The sequence below is a fragment of the Magnetospirillum aberrantis SpK genome, assembly GCF_011022235.1.
GTDB classification, from domain to species: Bacteria; Pseudomonadota; Alphaproteobacteria; order Rhodospirillales; family Magnetospirillaceae; genus Magnetospirillum; species Magnetospirillum aberrantis.
The window spans coordinates 246,336-260,984 of record NZ_JAAIYP010000034.1 but is presented as its reverse complement, the minus strand read 5'-3'; the positions used below and the strand labels follow the sequence as shown (position 1 = coordinate 260,984).

14 protein-coding genes are annotated in these 14,649 nt (G+C 64.4%); 10 read left to right on the top strand and 4 right to left on the bottom strand.

Translation table 11 applies throughout. The annotated features are described in order from the left end of the window. Positions 1-25: 25 nt before the first annotated feature. Complete coding sequence (locus G4223_RS07495) at positions 26-670, top strand: protein-L-isoaspartate(D-aspartate) O-methyltransferase (RefSeq protein ID WP_163677217.1); 645 nt, start codon at positions 26-28, stop codon at positions 668-670. Here the strand turns inward: G4223_RS07495 and ybaL are convergent, their stop codons facing one another. Beyond that, positions 671-2,425 carry a YbaL family putative K(+) efflux transporter gene (gene ybaL / locus G4223_RS07490; RefSeq protein ID WP_163677214.1) on the bottom strand — a complete coding sequence of 585 codons (1,755 nt, stop codon included), beginning with the start codon at positions 2,423-2,425 and terminating at the stop codon, positions 671-673. Positions 2,426-2,429: 4 nt separating this feature from the next. Beyond that, entirely contained in the window at positions 2,430-3,278 is an 849-nt protein-coding gene (locus G4223_RS07485; RefSeq protein WP_163677211.1) for a universal stress protein, read from the bottom strand. 196 nt (positions 3,279-3,474) lie between these two features. Here G4223_RS07485 and G4223_RS07480 point away from each other — a divergent pair, with 196 nt between their 5' ends. The 5 genes from G4223_RS07480 to G4223_RS07465 are packed head-to-tail and all read left to right on the top strand — an operon-like array spanning position 3,475 to position 7,742. Then, positions 3,475-5,109 carry an ATP-binding protein gene (locus tag G4223_RS07480; protein ID WP_241004002.1) on the top strand — a complete coding sequence of 545 codons (1,635 nt, stop codon included), beginning with the start codon at positions 3,475-3,477 and terminating at the stop codon, positions 5,107-5,109. Further along, entirely contained in the window at positions 5,099-5,713 is a 615-nt protein-coding gene (locus G4223_RS07475; protein ID WP_163677208.1) for a response regulator transcription factor, read from the top strand. The genes G4223_RS07480 and G4223_RS07475 overlap by 11 nt, the downstream gene beginning before the upstream one ends. A 48-nt stretch (positions 5,714-5,761) precedes the next feature. After that, a complete protein-coding gene (locus G4223_RS07470; protein ID WP_163677204.1) occupies positions 5,762-6,862 on the top strand; it encodes a M23 family metallopeptidase in 1,101 nt (366 codons plus the stop codon). Between the two features lie 34 nt (positions 6,863-6,896). Next, positions 6,897-7,022, top strand: a complete 126-nt coding sequence (locus G4223_RS20200) for a hypothetical protein (RefSeq protein ID WP_277395023.1) — start codon at positions 6,897-6,899, stop codon at positions 7,020-7,022. A 60-nt stretch (positions 7,023-7,082) separates the two neighbouring features. Next, the gene (locus G4223_RS07465) at positions 7,083-7,742 is read left to right on the top strand and encodes a DUF2461 domain-containing protein (RefSeq protein ID WP_163677201.1); all 660 of its coding nucleotides are present in this window, start codon (positions 7,083-7,085) and stop codon (positions 7,740-7,742) included. Here G4223_RS07465 and G4223_RS07460 read toward each other — a convergent pair. Further along, on the bottom strand, positions 7,739-8,593 hold the full coding sequence (locus G4223_RS07460) for an ATP-binding protein (RefSeq protein ID WP_163677198.1): 855 nt from the start codon (positions 8,591-8,593) through the stop codon (positions 7,739-7,741). The genes G4223_RS07465 and G4223_RS07460 overlap by 4 nt on opposite strands. A gap of 171 nt (positions 8,594-8,764) precedes the next feature. Between G4223_RS07460 and yajC the strand changes: the two genes are divergently transcribed. The 4 genes from yajC (at position 8,765) to G4223_RS07440 (ending at position 12,175) form a co-directional block, all read left to right on the top strand. Beyond that, positions 8,765-9,121, top strand: coding sequence for a preprotein translocase subunit YajC (gene yajC / locus G4223_RS07455; RefSeq protein ID WP_163677195.1), 357 nt, complete (start codon positions 8,765-8,767; stop codon positions 9,119-9,121). Positions 9,122-9,220: 99 nt separating this feature from the next. Then, positions 9,221-10,789: a protein translocase subunit SecD gene (secD, locus tag G4223_RS07450; protein ID WP_163677192.1), complete on the top strand. Its 1,569-nt coding sequence runs from the start codon at positions 9,221-9,223 to the stop codon at positions 10,787-10,789. Positions 10,790-10,803: 14 nt separating this feature from the next. Then, a complete protein-coding gene (gene secF, locus G4223_RS07445; protein WP_163677190.1) occupies positions 10,804-11,745 on the top strand; it encodes a protein translocase subunit SecF in 942 nt (313 codons plus the stop codon). A gap of 52 nt (positions 11,746-11,797) precedes the next feature. Further along, on the top strand, positions 11,798-12,175 hold the full coding sequence (locus tag G4223_RS07440) for an Mth938-like domain-containing protein (protein WP_338086840.1): 378 nt from the start codon (positions 11,798-11,800) through the stop codon (positions 12,173-12,175). 3 nt (positions 12,176-12,178) lie between these two features. Here G4223_RS07440 and G4223_RS07435 read toward each other — a convergent pair whose 3' ends face one another. After that, on the bottom strand, positions 12,179-14,563 hold the full coding sequence (locus G4223_RS07435) for a penicillin acylase family protein (RefSeq protein WP_163677187.1): 2,385 nt from the start codon (positions 14,561-14,563) through the stop codon (positions 12,179-12,181). Between the last annotated feature and the right edge of the window lie 86 nt (positions 14,564-14,649).

The window sequence follows — 14,649 nt, the reverse complement described above, 5'->3', positions numbered from 1 at the left end:
CGGGGGGAAAAAGGGGGAGGGCAGCATGGCGGCCGAGGCTCGGGTCATCCGCCTGTTGATGGAATTGCGCGGTCTGGGGGTCACCGACACCCGGACCCTGGCGGCTATCGAGAAGGTGCCGCGCGACCTGTTCGTGTCGCAGCCTTTCCTGGATCAGGCCTATGAGAACCGGGCGCTGCCCATCGGGCGCGGCCAGACCATCAGCCAGCCGTTGGTGGTCGGCATGATGACCCAGGCGCTGGAGGTGGGCGAGCGCATGAAGGTGTTGGAGATCGGCACCGGATCGGGCTACCAATCCGCCGTCCTGGCCCAACTGTGCCGCAGGCTCTACACCATCGAGCGCCACAAGCCGCTGCTCAAGGAAGCCGAGGAGCGCTTCAAGCGGCTGCGCATCCACAACGTCACCGCCAAGCCCGGCGACGGGTCGCGCGGTTGGCCGGAACAGGCGCCGTTCCAACGTATCATGGTCACCGCCGCCGCCCACGACATCCCGCCGGTGCTGCTGTCGCAACTGGCGGTCGGCGGCATCATGGTCCTGCCGTTGGGCGAGGCCCATGCCCTGGAACAGGATCTGGTCAAGATCACCAAACTGGCCGATGGCGACCTGCATATCGACCACCTTGGCCCTGTCCGCTTCGTGCCGCTGGTGGAAGGTCTGGCCGAGGAATGATCAACTGGCGGCCTGAGTTTCGGGCTCTGCCGTCTCTTCGACGACGATGGGCGCGAACAACCGTTCGGTGATGCCGCGCGCCACCTCTCGTTCCCCCATGATCACGATGTCGGCGCCCAATCCGCTCAGATGCTCGACCTGGGGGTCGGAATGGGCACGGGCGATGATGCGAAGCGCCGGATTGGCGGTGCGGGCCTGACGGATGGCGTGTCCCGCCTCGAAGGCGTTGGGGATGGCGACGATCATGCAGGCCGCCTCGGGCAGGTTGGTTGCCGCCAACACTTCCGGTTTGGCGGCGTTGCCGTCGATGACCTCGATCCCGCTCTTGCGCAACTGCTTGACGATAAGGTCGGTGTCCTCGATCACCAGGAACGGAAGCTTCTTTTCCAGCAAGGCGTTGCCGACCAGACTGCCGACACGACCGTATCCCACCAGGATGATGTGGTTCTGAAGCGTGGTGCTCTGGGGGACCGGGCTGGGCGGCGTGTCCAATCGGGTTTCGTCCGCCGCTTCGGCCGGTTCTTTGGAACCGTCGCGCCGGGTCTCCAGTTTTTTTAAAAGCCAATCCATGACGGTGAAGCTCAATGGGTTGAGCAGGATGGACATGATCGCTCCGGCCAGGATCAGGCCGCGTGCCCGTTCCGGCAACAGCTCCAGCCCGATACCCAATTCCGCCAGGATGAAAGAAAACTCGCCGATTTGCGCCAGACTGGCGGAAATGGTCAGCGCCGTGCGCAGGGGATGGCGGAACACCCGGACGATCACGAAGGCGGCGAACGATTTTCCCGCCAGGATGATGAACAAGGTCGCCAAAAGCGGCAGTGGTTCCTCGATCAGGATATGCGGGTCGAACAGCATGCCGACCGACACGAAGAACAGGACGGCGAAGGCGTCACGCAGCGGCAAGGATTCCTGGGCGGCCTGATGGCTGAGTTCCGATTCGCTCAGGACCATGCCGGCGAAGAAGGCGCCAAGCGCCAGTGACACCCCGAACAGTTTCGCCGCCCCGAACGCCACCCCTAACGCGATGGCCAACACCGCCAGCCGGAACAGTTCGCGCGACCCCATGTGTGCGACGCCGTGCAGTATCCAGGGGATGACCCGGCGTCCGACCAGCAGCATGAAGAGCACGAAGGCAGCCACCTTGAGAAAGGTGAGTATCAGCATGCCGCCAAGCCCGACATCCAGCCGCGAGGCAAGCCAGTCCCGCTCCAGCCCGCCTTGACCGTTGACGATTCCGGCCAGGGCCGGCAACAAGACCAGCGCCAGCACCATGGCCAGGTCTTCGACGATCAGCCAGCCGACGGCGATGCGGCCGCGTTGGGTGTCCAACTCACGGCGTTCCTGAAGCGCACGCAGCAAGACGACGGTACTGGCCACCGACAGCGCCAGACCGAACACCAACCCTGCCGTCACCGTCCATCCCATGGCCAGGGCGAGACCCAACCCCAAGACGGTGGCGACGCCGATCTGGGCGATGGCGCCGGGAATGGCGATGGCGCTGACCGAGAGAAGGTCCTTGAGAGAGAAGTGCAGCCCCACTCCGAACATCAGCAGGATCACGCCGATCTCGGCCAGTTGCGGCGCCAACATCTGATCGGCGACGAAGCCCGGCGTGAACGGGCCGGCGACGATGCCCGCCACCAGATACCCCACCAGCGGTGGAATGCGCAGGCGCGCGGCGATGGCGCCAAAGACGAACGCAAGCCCGATGCCGGCGACGATGGTGGTGATCAGGGGCGGCAAATGGGGCATCGCTTCAGGAACTCCCAAGCTGGTTCGGAACGGGGCTGTCGGATTTGACGATCAAGACGTCGCAGGGCAGGCGTTCCAGCACTTCGTGGGCGACGCTGCCGACCAGGGCGCGCCCCACGCCCGAGCGGCCCGAGGTTCCCATGACCACCAGTTCGGTGGCAGGGGGGGCGCTGACGGCACGGACGATGGATTCGACCGGAGTGCCGACCATGGTTCGGGTCGAGACCAGACGGTGTTTGACGCCGATTTCCCCCAACAGGGGGGCGAAGTCGTCGGCGAAGGCGTCAGCTTCAAGCCTGATGTCGCCAGCCGACGACGGCAGGTCGTAGACGTACAGCAATTCCATGCTGCCGACCGGCACCATGGCGGCAGCCGTTGCCGCCACCTTGCGTGCGATCGGGGAAAAATCCACGGGGACCAGTGCGTTGCCGTAAGGGCCGAAACATTTCGAGGAAACCGTCAACAACGGCAGGGAACTGGCGACGCAGATCCGCTCGACGCTGGTGACGGAAAACGGCATGTCGGGCGGTTGAGGGCGACCGGCGATCATCAGATCCGCCTTCCACAGCCTGGCATATTCGGCCATGGCGTTTTCCACTTCTCCCCGTACCGCCACCACCATGGGGGCGACGTCGCGCGCACCCGGAATGGTGTCCAGGTGGCGGCGCATCTCGGTCTCGATGTGGTGCAAGGGCAAGGTGTCGCGAAGACGACGAATGCCGCCGCTGCCGACCGCGTAAAGAACCGTCAGGCCGGCGTCGAATTGTTGCGCCAGTTGTACCGCGCGCTCCATGGCGCGATCCGAATGGGGCTCCAGATTGGTCGCCAGCAAAAGGCGTTTGAACGAAGACATGACGATCCCCATCAAGCGACGATGGTTTTAGGATCGGGCCTGGAGGGGGAGGGCGTCTATCCCGTCGATTACGGAGCGGATTTTCAAGAATCGTGATAAGTATATGTTATTAAATGATTTTACCATGGTGGTCCGTAATGGTACGGAGAGTGGTCTGGTCGCACGGATCGCAAGCCGGTGCTAGGCTGCGATGGATATGACCAAGATCGTGACGATGACCGTCCAAGGGGACCAGTGGGGCGTGCGCGTTTCTTCGCGTTGGCTTCTGGCCGTCTATCCGTTCGTGCATCTGTTCCTGGACTGGATCAGCTTCATCCACGAATTGCCGCCTCTCAACATCACGCCATGGAATCCTCCCTCGGGGCTGGCGGTGGCGGTGCTGGCCATTGTCGGACCACGCGCCGTGCCGGTGGTCTGGCTGTCGCTGACGGCGGGTGACGCCTTGGTGCGCGGTTTGCCGGTCGATTTCGGGACGACGCTGTTGTCCAACGCCGTCATCGCCGGCACCTACGGCTTCGCGGCTTGGGTTCTGTGCCGCCGTTTCGGGGTATCGGCGGGACTTGGCCGGGTCCGCGACGTCGTGTCCCTGGCGGCCGTCGCCGCCATTGCGGCGGCGGTGGTCGGATTCGGCTATATCGGCCTGTTCACTCTTCAGGGGTTGTTTCCGTGGTCCGCTTTCGGGCCGATCCTGGTTCGCCATTGGGTGGGAGAGGTCATCGGCATCACGGTGCTCTCGCCGTTCTTGCTGGTGTGGTTGAGGATGCCATCGCTTCACTGGTCGTGGCGCGGCGTGGCCGAAGTGCTGGCGCAGGGGGCGGCCATTGCCTTGGCGCTGTGGGCGGATTTCGGTCCCTTGGCATCCGACCAGTACGAATATTTCTACATTCTGTTCCTGCCGGTGGTTTGGGTGGCGTCGCGTCATGGGTTGCCGGGAGCGACGGCGGCTGTGCTGGTGACACAGGTGGGGTTGATCGTTGCCATTCAGGTCATGGAGATCGAAACGGCGCGCATGACCCATTTCCAGTTTCTGATGTTGGCGCTGACTATCACCGCATTGTTGCTGGGCGCGGTGGTCAGTGAACGGCGCCGCTCCGAAGCCTGGGTGCGCGAACGTCAGGCCGAGTTCGCCCATGCGTCGCGCCTGACCGAGGCGGGCGAAATGACGGCGGCGCTGGCCCATGAAATCAACCAGCCGCTGACCGCCGCCATGAGTTATGCCCGTGCCGCCCGCAAGATCGCCCAGCGTGACGGTGCCCCATCGCAATTGTCGGAAATCCTGGACAAGATTGTCGCCCAGACCGAACGCGCCGACCGGGTCATCCGCAGTTTGCGGGAATTCGTGCGCAAGGGGGAAAGCCGCCGGGAGAAACTGGATATGGCGGTCGTCATCGCCGACGCCATCGCGTTGGCCCGCCCCGTCGTCGAACAGACGGGGGCGAGCGTCGTCACTGAAATAGAGGCGGGATTGCCCTGGGTGCAAGGCGATCCCATTCAGCTTCAGCAAGTTCTGCTGAACCTCATGCGCAATGCAGCCGAGGCCATGGCCGATTGCCCGACAAACCGTCGTCAGCTTACCATTGTCGCCAACGCGGCTGGCCAGAACGGCGTCGAGGTAAGCGTGCGCGACACCGGTCCTGGCCTTGCCGAACTGGTGGAGCGTCATCTGTTCTCTCCCTTCGTCACCACCAAGGAAACGGGCATGGGGCTGGGGCTGTCCATCGCCCGTTCAATCATCGAAATCCACGGAGGCACCTTGTCCGCCCAACGCTTGGCCGCAGGAGGGACCTCTTTCAGCTTCACGCTGCCCATGGTGAGCCCCGATGAGAGATGATCTCCCGACGGTTTTCGTGGTCGACGACGACGAAGCGGTTCGCGACGCCTTGGCGGTCCATATGGAACTGGCTGGGTTGCCGGTCCGCACCTTCGCCTCGGCGCGCGAATTCCTGTCGGCCATCGACCCGGACCATGCCGGATGCGCGGTACTCGACATCCGCATGCCCGAGATGGACGGCCTGACCCTGCAACAGGAAATGGCGGCACGCGGCATCACCCTTCCGGTGATCGTCGTCACCGGTCATGGCGACGTGCCGGCTGCGGTCTCGGCGTTCCGGGCGGGGGCGGTGGATTTCCTGCAAAAACCCTTTGACGAAGATCACCTGATCGAACGCATCCGCGAGGCGTTGGAGCGTGACGGCAAGGCCCGCCGTCAATCGTCGGAACTGGCGCAACTGCGCCGGCTGTACGGCGGCCTGACTCCGCGGGAAAGGGAGGTTCTGGAACTGATCGCGCTTGGCTGTTCCAACAAGGTCGTCGCCTTGCGGCTGGATATCGGCGTGCGGACGGTCGAAACCCATCGGGCCAAGGTGTTGGAAAAGATGGGGGCGCATTCCGCTTCGGAACTGGCGCGCATGAAGATGAAACTGGACGGTGCCTGAGCCATGGGCCATTGCCGGTGGCGGGGATCGGCCTGTATAGTGCGCCGCATGAGCGCGTTCCTACCCCATATTGTCCGGCGGTTGACGCTGGTCGCGCTGGTGCCGCTTGTGGTGACCGCCTGTGATCCCAACATGCGCGGCGGTTCCCCGGTGGTTCGGGGGCGTCCGCCCGCCGGGTGTGCCGGCTCCGTCACCGTCTATTCCGGCGACACCGTCTATTCCATCGCCCGGCGCTGCAACGTTTCGGTCCGCGAGTTGATCGAGGCGAACCGCATCCGCGCGCCCTATGTCATCTATCCGGGGCAGGCGTTGCGCGTTCCCGGAGGCAGCGGCGAATACGTGGTGCGGCGCGGCGACACCTTGCTGGTGCTGGCCCGTCGTTTGGGGGTGGACTTCCAGACCTTGGCCCGGACCAACGGCAAAACCCCGCCTTACACCATCTATGTGGGCGAAACTCTGCGGGTTCCCGGCGCCTATAATGGCGGGGCGGTGGCCGGCCGCGATTCCAACGGCGGCACCTTGGTCATCGCCTCGCCCAATGCCAGCGGTTCGCATGCCCCGTCGCGCGGTTCCACCACGATCATGAGCCGTCTTCCCGACAGCGGTTCCTCGGGGAAAAACGCGCAAAGTGCGCCCCCGCCATCGGGCCCCTCCACGCCATCCGGGACGCAAACCCGGACGTCGCAGCAGGCCTCTCTGCCGCCACCGCCGCCGCCGCCCATGGCCGGCAAGGGTTTCGTGTGGCCGGTACGGGGCGAGATGCTGGCTGAATTCGGCCCCATGGCCAAAGGACAGCACAACGATGGGGTCAACATCGCGGCCCCACGCGGGACGCCGGTTCTGGCCGCCGAAAACGGCGTGGTCGCCTATGTGGGCAACGAGCTCAAGGGGTTCGGCAACCTGTTGCTGATCAAGCATGCCGACGGCTGGATGACCGCCTACGCCCACAACGACCATCTGCTGGTGGGTAAAGGGGACCAAGTGCGGCGCGGCCAACAGATCGCCACGGTCGGGGCGTCCGGCAATGTCACCCAGCCGCAACTGCATTTCGAACTGCGTCGCGGAACCCAGGCGGTCAACCCGTTCGACTACATCAAGGCCGACATGGTAAGCCGCTTGCTGTCGTCAACCGGACTTGACCAAGGCTAAGGACCACGTTGCCGCCGCCGGGGGATGGTGGGGCATGTTCGAAACGGCTCCCACCCTTACCCCTTTCCAGGCGCTGATGGCCGGCGGCGGCATCATTGTCGGCGGAATCGTCCTGCTGGCGCTGACGCTGTGGCTGGCGCACTGGTTGGCCCGGCGCTGAATGGTCTTGCCCAAAGGGGAGGCCATCCGCCACTCTGGTCGGCATCCAGAGGGGGCAAGGATGAACTTTGACGGTCTGCCTGCGCAACTGCCCCGGTTCCTGGCGGAACTGGCGGCAAACAACGAGCGTGCCTGGTTCCAGGCGCACCGGGACGAATACGTGGCGGCCGTGCGTGATCCATTGCGTGCGCTGGTCGCCGCCCTGGCTCCGGCGATGCTGGAGATCGATCCGGCCTTCGACGTCAACCCGCAAGGGGCGGCGGTGTCACGCATCAATCGCGACGTCCGGTTTTCGCGCGACAAGTCCCCTTATCGCATCACCCAATGGCTTTGTTTCAAACGCCATGGCGAAGGGTGGCAGGAACATCCCGCTTATTTCCTGGAGATCGGCCCCAATGGCTGGCGCCACGGCATGGGATGCTATGCCTTGCCGCCAGCCGCAAACAAGGCCATGCGTTCGGTCATCCTGGCGCGTCCCGGCCGTTACCGGGACGCTTTGGAACAGGCCCATGACGCCGGTTTCCACGTCGAAGGCGAGCTTTACGCCCGGCCCAAACTGCCGGATGGCTTGGAACCCGTTCTGGTCGAATGGCTGTCGCGCAAGTCGCCCTTCCTGGTTGCCAACCGTCCCCTGGAGCCGGTGCTGTTCAATTCCGGGCTGATCGACGAATTACGGACGCGATGGGTGGCGTTGGCGCCGTTCTATGCCTTGTTGCGTTAAACCAGGGCCTTACCCAGGCGGCCGGCCAGATCCTGGATGAATTGCCACGCCACGCGGCCGGAGCGTGACCCGCGGGTCATCGCCCATTCATTGGCCTCGGCCCGCAGGGTCTCGACGTCGATCGGCAGGCCGTAGCGGCTGACGTATCCCTCGACGATGTCGAAATAGGTGTCCTGGGCCACATGGTGGAAACCCAGCCACAGGCCGAAACGGTCGGACAGCGACACCTTTTCTTCGACGGCCTCGTGCGGGTTGATGGCGGTCGAGCGTTCGTTCTCGATCATGTCGCGCGACAGCAGGTGCCGGCGGTTGGAGGTGGCATAGAACACCACGTTGCCCGGCCGCCCCTCGATGCCGCCTTCCAGCACGGCTTTCAACGACTTGTAGGCCTCGTCCGTGCCTTCGAACGACAAATCGTCGCAGAACAGCAGACAGCGACGCCCGGAATCCTTGAGGATGCGCAGCAGCCGGGGCAGGGACGGGATGTCCTCGCGGTGGATTTCCACCAGGGCCAGGCTATGGGGGCTTTCAGCGTTCAGCACCGCGTGCACCGCCTTGACCAGCGAGCTTTTGCCGGTGCCGCGCGCTCCCCACAGCAGCGCGTTGTTGGCCGGCAAACCGTCGGCGAAGCGCCGGGTGTTGTCCAGCAATTGCGCACGCTGACGCTCGATCCCTTTAAGCAGGTCCAGGTCTACCCGGTTGACGCTGTGTACTGGCTCAAGCTCGTCTGGATCGGCGTGCCAGATGAAGGCGTCGGCGGCCGACAGGTCGGTCGCCGGCGGCGGCGGCGGCGCCAGTCGGTCGAGTGCGTCGGCGATGCGGGAGAGCAGGGCGATGGCGTCCGTGGTCATTGTGCTTCCAAACGGTGGCGGGAACAGACCGGGGAAAGGTTAGGGACACGGGCGCCGCATCGCAAGAGGACTTGATATGGAGATTTTCTGGGGAGTTAAGGTTTGCATCCCTCAAGCTTGCCGCTATATTCCGCAGACTTTCCCAAGCCTACCATGCCAAGGAGACCCTCCATGTTCGTGTCACCCGCCTTCGCTCAGGCCGCTGGTCAAACCGGTGGCATCGCCGGGGGGATCGAGGCTTTCCTGCCGCTCATTCTGATTTTCGTGGTGTTCTATTTCCTGATGATCCGTCCGCAGCAAAAGCGGATGAAGCAGCACAAGGAAATGCTGGGCCAACTGCGTCGCGGCGACCGCGTCGTGACCTCGGGCGGCATTCTCGGCACCGTCAACAAGGTGGTTGACGACAAGGAAGTGGTGGTCGAGATCGCCGAGGGCGTTCGTGTTCGCGTGCTGCGCGCCACCATTCAGGACATCGTGTCCAAGACCGAGCCGGTGGCGGCCGAGGCCGACAAGGTCGAAGGCAAGTAAGCCCCCGCGCATTGTTTATTCCGCCTCCGCCGCCGGGCGGCGGGGGCGGGAGACGGCGTTTCGGCGCCTTTTTTCCTTTTCCCTGACGACGGGACGGACATGGCCCATTTCCCAAAATGGAAGATCATCCTGGCGGTTGTGGTCAGTTTGGCCGGCTTCATTTGGTCGGCCCCCAACCTGCTGCCGCGCGAAACCACCGACCAGATGCCGTCCTGGTGGCAACCGGTCAGCCTGGGGCTGGACCTTCAAGGTGGTTCCTACCTGATGCTTGAGGTGGATACCTCTTACGTCGTCCGGGAACATTTGAATTCCTTGGTGGAAACGGTGCGCGCCACCTTGCGCAAGGAGCGGGTGAAGTACGCCGAGTTGGGCCTTTCCGGCAAGGACACGGTCAAGGTCCGCATCCTCGAAGCCGGTGACCGCGAAAAAATCCGTCCCGAGTTGCGCAAGCTGGACAGCACCGCGGCCTTCGACATGACCGAAGACGGCACCGTGACCTGGTATTATGACGAGAACGCCCTGCGTTCGCGCATCAACCAAGCGGTGGACCAGTCCATCGAGATCGTGCGCCGCCGTATCGACGAGATGGGCACCCGCGAGCCGTCGATCCAGCGTCAGGGTGCCGAACGCATCGTGGTTCAGCTTCCCGGCGTCAAGGACCCCGACCGCATCAAGGAATTGCTGGGCAAGACCGCCAAGCTGACCTTTCATATGGTGGACGACACCGCCACCCCCGACGACGCCCGCGCCGGTCGTCTGCCACCGGGATCGATGTTGCTGCCGTCCGCCGAGAACGAACGCGGCCTTCCCACTTCCTATGTGGTCAAGAAGCGCGTGGAAGTGGGCGGTGACCTGTTGACCGACGCCCAAGCCACTTTCCAGGATGGCCACCCTGTGGTGTCCTTCAAGTTCTCGGCCGCCGGCGGCAAGAAGTTCGGCGACACCACCAAGGAAAACGTGGGCAAGGCCCTGGCCATCGTGTTGGACGGCAAGGTGATTTCCGCGCCGCGCGTCAACGAACCCATTCTGGGCGGTTCGGGCGTCATTTCCGGCGGCTTCAACGTGCAGCAGGCCAAGGACCTGTCCATGCTGTTGCGTGCCGGCGCCTTGCCGGCGCCGCTCGGCGTGCTCGAGGAACGCACCGTCGGTCCCGACCTGGGTGCCGATTCCATCCGGGCCGGTGCCATCGCCAGTGTGGTTGGCCTGGTCGCCGTCGTGGTGTTCATGGCCTTGATCTACGGCATCCTGGGACTGTTGGCCGATGTGGCGCTGGTCCTCAATCTGGTGATCCTGTTGGCGTTGCTGAGCGCCTTGGGCGCGACGCTGACCCTTCCGGGTATCGCCGGTATCGTGCTGACCATGGGCATGGCGGTGGACGCCAACGTCCTGATCTACGAACGCATCCGCGAGGAAAGCCGCAACGGCCGCTCGTTGCTGAGTGCCATCCAGGCCGGGTTCGAGCGCGCCTTCGGTACCATCCTTGACGCCAACCTGACGACCCTGGCCGCCGCTGCCCTGCTGTTCAGCTTCGGCACTGGCCCGATCAAGGGTTTCGCGGTGACGCTGACGCTCGGTCTGCTGACGTCCATGTTCACGGCCATCACGGTGACGCGCCTGATGGTGGCGTTGTGGGTTTCCGTGCGTCGCCCCAAGACTTTGCCGCTCTGAGGAAGGTTCGATCCATGACGTTCTATTCCCGCCTGATCGGCAACACTCCTAAATTCGACTTTCTGCGCCTGCGCGTCTTTGGGTTGACGCTCACCGTCCTGTTGATCCTGGGCTCCTTCGCCTCGATGGGGCTCAAGGGGTTCAACTTCGGCATCGACTTCGCAGGCGGCCTGTTGATCGAGACCCAGACGGCGGAAAAGGCCGATGTCGGCCACATGCGCAATGTGCTCGACACCTTGAACCTGGGCGAGGTGTCGTTGCAGGAATTCGGCGACACCGGCCGTGACGTGATGATCCGCATCCAGCGTCAGGAAGGCGACGAGAAGGCGCAGATGGTGGCGCTGACCCGCGTCAAGGAAGCTTTGGGCGCCGGGTACGAATATCGCCGGGTGGAAATCGTCGGTCCCAAGGTCGGCGACGAACTCAAGGTGGACGGAGCCTTGGCTGTCGGCCTGGCGGTTCTGGCCATCGCCGCCTATGTGTGGTTCCGCTTCGAGTGGCAGTTCGGCGTCGGCGCCCTGGCCGCCACCTTCCACGACGTCATCCTGACCTTCGGGCTGTTTTCCGTCACCGGGCTCGAATTCAACCTGACCACCGTAGCGGCGATTCTGACCATCGCCGGCTATTCCATCAACGATACGGTGGTGGAATATGACCGCGTGCGCGAAAACTTGCGCAAATACAAGACCATGTCGGTCTATGACCTGCTCAACCTGTCGGTCAACGAGACGCTGGCACGAACCATTCTGACGGTGGCGACCGTGATGGTGACCGTGGTCGCCCTGTTGGTCCTGGGGGGCGAAGTGCTTCGCGGATTCTCCATCGCCATGCTGTGGGGTTTGGTCATCGGCACGTTCTCGTCCATCTATGTCGCCATTCCGGTGCTGCTGTATTTCGATCTGCGGTCCGGCGCTGACAAGGAGGGCGAGGAAGGGGCCGAACCGGCCGCTCCCTGACTTTTAGTTCCGATCTCTTGCCGTGGGGGGAGTTTCCCCCCATCTTGAGGCCATGATGGATATCACTCCTGTCGTCGCCGCCGACCGTCAGCTCATCCATGGCTATGGGGATGGCGGCTTCACCATCACCGCTATCCGGTACGAGGGGTCCGTCCTGGTGCTGCCATCCGCCACGCTGGCGTGGGAAGTCGGGGACATGGCTGCTCTCAGCGTCGAATCCCTTGCGCCGATCCTGGAGGCTCAGCCTCGTCCGGCGGTGTTGCTGTTGGGGTGCGGAAAAGGTATGCAGCCGGTCCCGCGCGAGGTGCGGGCCGCTCTGCGCTCGGCCGGTATCGTGGTCGAACCCATGGATACCGGCGCGGCCTGTCGGACTTACAACGTGCTGCTGACCGAAGGGCGTGACGTCGCCGCCGCGCTGATCGCGGTTTAAGAATCAGTATCCCGGTTCAAGCCGCAGCACGGCTCCGCCGATGGTGCGACGTTCCAGCGTGCGGCCAAGATTGTCGCGCCACGCCGCCATCATGTCGTCGTAATGGCGCGACAAGGCGTTGCCCGATTGCCCGGTGGCGATGACGAAGCGGCTGTTGTTCAAATCCGACAGATCGAAGACGGCCCGCAGGCCGGGACCGTGGACATGGCGGAAACTGCCGGGCAGGTAGCTGCCGCGATTGACGGTGAAGTCGTCGCCGCCAGTGGCGATGGCGAGGTTCATGCCGTCTCCCACCAGCGGCAGGCGCCCCATGACGGCATTGTCGAACCGGGCCAGGTGGTCGTCGCCCCATCGCCAGGTCATCATGTTGCCGCCGTGACGTTCGGCCAGGGTCCGCACGGCGCGTTCCAACGCGCGTCCGGCGACGGTTTCGCACGTTTCGGCCTCGGTGGTGGAAACGTCATCGCACCAATGGCGGTTGCGGTTCAGGATGTTGTTCACCACATCGGCCTTTGGGCGGCCATAGGCGGCGAAATCGTCGCCAAGTTCGTCCGCCAGCAAATCACGCCACAATTGATCCAGCCACGCCGCGAAAATCAACGGTTCGGCGCGGCTGCGATCCATCCGGCCGTCCCAATCGGCGATCAGCCGGGCCGCCTGTTGCGCCAGGGGATCGGAAAGCGGGGCCGAGACCAGTTCTTCCTTCAGCGTCAACGCCGGCAGGGATGTCTCGTCCAGTTGCAGCGCGGCCGTTTCCGCCACGGTCCAGCCGTCATGGCCGGCCAGCACCTGTTCGATGCGTTCGGCGCGATGGGCCTCGGGCCATTGGCTGGCGATCTGATAGGGGTAGCGGTTGCCGACCACGGCGTTGTTGGCGTTGACCACACGTCCGCTCTTGGGATTGAGCTGTTGCGGCATCTTGTCGGCGGGAATCCAGCCGGTCCAGTCTCCCTCGGCGGTCCAGCCGCGCACCGGCACGGCACTGTTGACCCCTTTCGGCCGGGTCGGGACGCGGCCGGCGGTGGCGAAGCCGATGGCGCCCGTCATGTCGGCATAGGCGAAATTCTGGACCGGTGCGCCGAAATCCCGCAGGGCACCGGAAAACCCGCGCCAGTCGATGGCCCGGTTGAGGCGATGATAGGCCTGGGCCGTCAGGTCGTCGGCGGCCAGCGCGGTCGCCCGCATGGCGATCACTTGCCCGGAAACCACCTGACCACCGGAAAGGTCGGAGATCACCGGTCCATGGCGGGTGGTGCGCACCCGCAACTCGACGTCGGCGGCGCCCTTGACCTTGATGGTCTCGGTCCTTTCGGCGAAACGTTCCGGCCCTTTCGGGGTGAGGTAGCTGTCTTCGCCGGCCAGCTTTTCCACGAACAGGTCGACGGTGTCGGCGTGGGTGGTGGTGGTGCCCCAGGCGATGCGGCCGTTGTGTCCGACCAGATGGAAGGGGATTCCCGGAATCGTGCCGCCACTCAGCGACAGGCCAGGAGCGTCCACGGACAACAGATACCATTGCACCGGCGCCTGGAAGCCAAGATGCGGATCGTTGGCCAGCAGCGGCTTGCCGCTGGCGGTATGCTCGCCCGAGATCGCCCAGACGTTCGAGGCAAGGCGGGGGGACGCGGTATCCGGCACCGCCGCCAGCACGCGATCCGTGTCCACCGCGCCCAAGGTGACGGGCGCATCCGTCGCCACGTCAGGCCACAATTCGCCCAAACGGCGCGCGTCGAAGCGCCCCGCCAGCTTGCCGCGCGACAATTCCGCGCGCCAGTCGTTGGTCAGTTGCAGCGCCATCAGGCGGCCGATGGACAAGCTGTCGGCCGCGCTCCACGGCTCGGGCCGGATGCCCAAGATGATGTATTCGGGAGGCAGGCGGTGCCAGTGGTCGCGCAACCAGGCATTGATGCCATCGGCATAAGCCTGAAGCACGTCGCGGGTCGGCTTGTCCAACTTGTCGAGGCCGCTTTCGGCCAGGGTGCGGATCCCCAAAGTGCGCAGGAAACGGTCGCTGTCCAGGCCGGCGGCGCCCACCGTCTCGGCCAGGCGGCCGGCGGCGACGCGGCGTTGCAGTTCCATTTGCCACAGGCGGTCCTGGGCATGGGTCCAGCCGATGGCGAAATAGGCGTCGCGGACCGAACGCGCGGTGACATGCGGGATGCCGGCTTCGTCACGGGCCACGGTCGCGGGCAAGTCCAGCCCCTTGACCGGGAACCGCCCCTCGATACGGGGCAGGGAACTCATCATCCACACGAAACACACCGCGACCAGCATCAGCACCATCAGGACGATGGCGTTGGCGAGCTTGGTCCATGGCCCCATTTCCGCCGAGAAGAACAGCGTCTCCTGCGCGGGGGCGCGATCATCGGCGTCTGACGTGGGGTCCTTCACAAGTGCGGTCTCCGCAACGGTATGCGTCGCCAGTGGTAGTCCGAAGGGCTGGGCTGCGCAAGACTCTAAAAGCATTTCGCCTGTGC

What these genes read in the sequence shown, in the direction of transcription:
- G4223_RS07475 (WP_163677208.1), top strand. Translation starts at nt 5,099, where the DNA reads ATGAGAGATGATCTCCCGACGGTTTTCGTGGTCGACGACGACGAAGCG.
- G4223_RS07485 (WP_163677211.1), bottom strand. Translation starts at nt 3,278, where the DNA reads ATGTCTTCGTTCAAACGCCTTTTGCTGGCGACCAATCTGGAGCCCCAT.
- yajC (WP_163677195.1), top strand. Translation starts at nt 8,765, where the DNA reads ATGTTCGTGTCACCCGCCTTCGCTCAGGCCGCTGGTCAAACCGGTGGC.
- ybaL (WP_163677214.1), bottom strand. Translation starts at nt 2,425, where the DNA reads ATGCCCCATTTGCCGCCCCTGATCACCACCATCGTCGCCGGCATCGGG.
- secD (WP_163677192.1), top strand. Translation starts at nt 9,221, where the DNA reads ATGGCCCATTTCCCAAAATGGAAGATCATCCTGGCGGTTGTGGTCAGT.
- G4223_RS07480 (WP_241004002.1), top strand. Translation starts at nt 3,475, where the DNA reads ATGACCAAGATCGTGACGATGACCGTCCAAGGGGACCAGTGGGGCGTG.
- G4223_RS07460 (WP_163677198.1), bottom strand. Translation starts at nt 8,593, where the DNA reads ATGACCACGGACGCCATCGCCCTGCTCTCCCGCATCGCCGACGCACTC.
- G4223_RS07440 (WP_338086840.1), top strand. Translation starts at nt 11,798, where the DNA reads ATGATGGATATCACTCCTGTCGTCGCCGCCGACCGTCAGCTCATCCAT.
- secF (WP_163677190.1), top strand. Translation starts at nt 10,804, where the DNA reads ATGACGTTCTATTCCCGCCTGATCGGCAACACTCCTAAATTCGACTTT.
- G4223_RS07495 (WP_163677217.1), top strand. Translation starts at nt 26, where the DNA reads ATGGCGGCCGAGGCTCGGGTCATCCGCCTGTTGATGGAATTGCGCGGT.
- G4223_RS20200 (WP_277395023.1), top strand. Translation starts at nt 6,897, where the DNA reads ATGTTCGAAACGGCTCCCACCCTTACCCCTTTCCAGGCGCTGATGGCC.
- G4223_RS07465 (WP_163677201.1), top strand. Translation starts at nt 7,083, where the DNA reads ATGAACTTTGACGGTCTGCCTGCGCAACTGCCCCGGTTCCTGGCGGAA.
- G4223_RS07470 (WP_163677204.1), top strand. Translation starts at nt 5,762, where the DNA reads ATGAGCGCGTTCCTACCCCATATTGTCCGGCGGTTGACGCTGGTCGCG.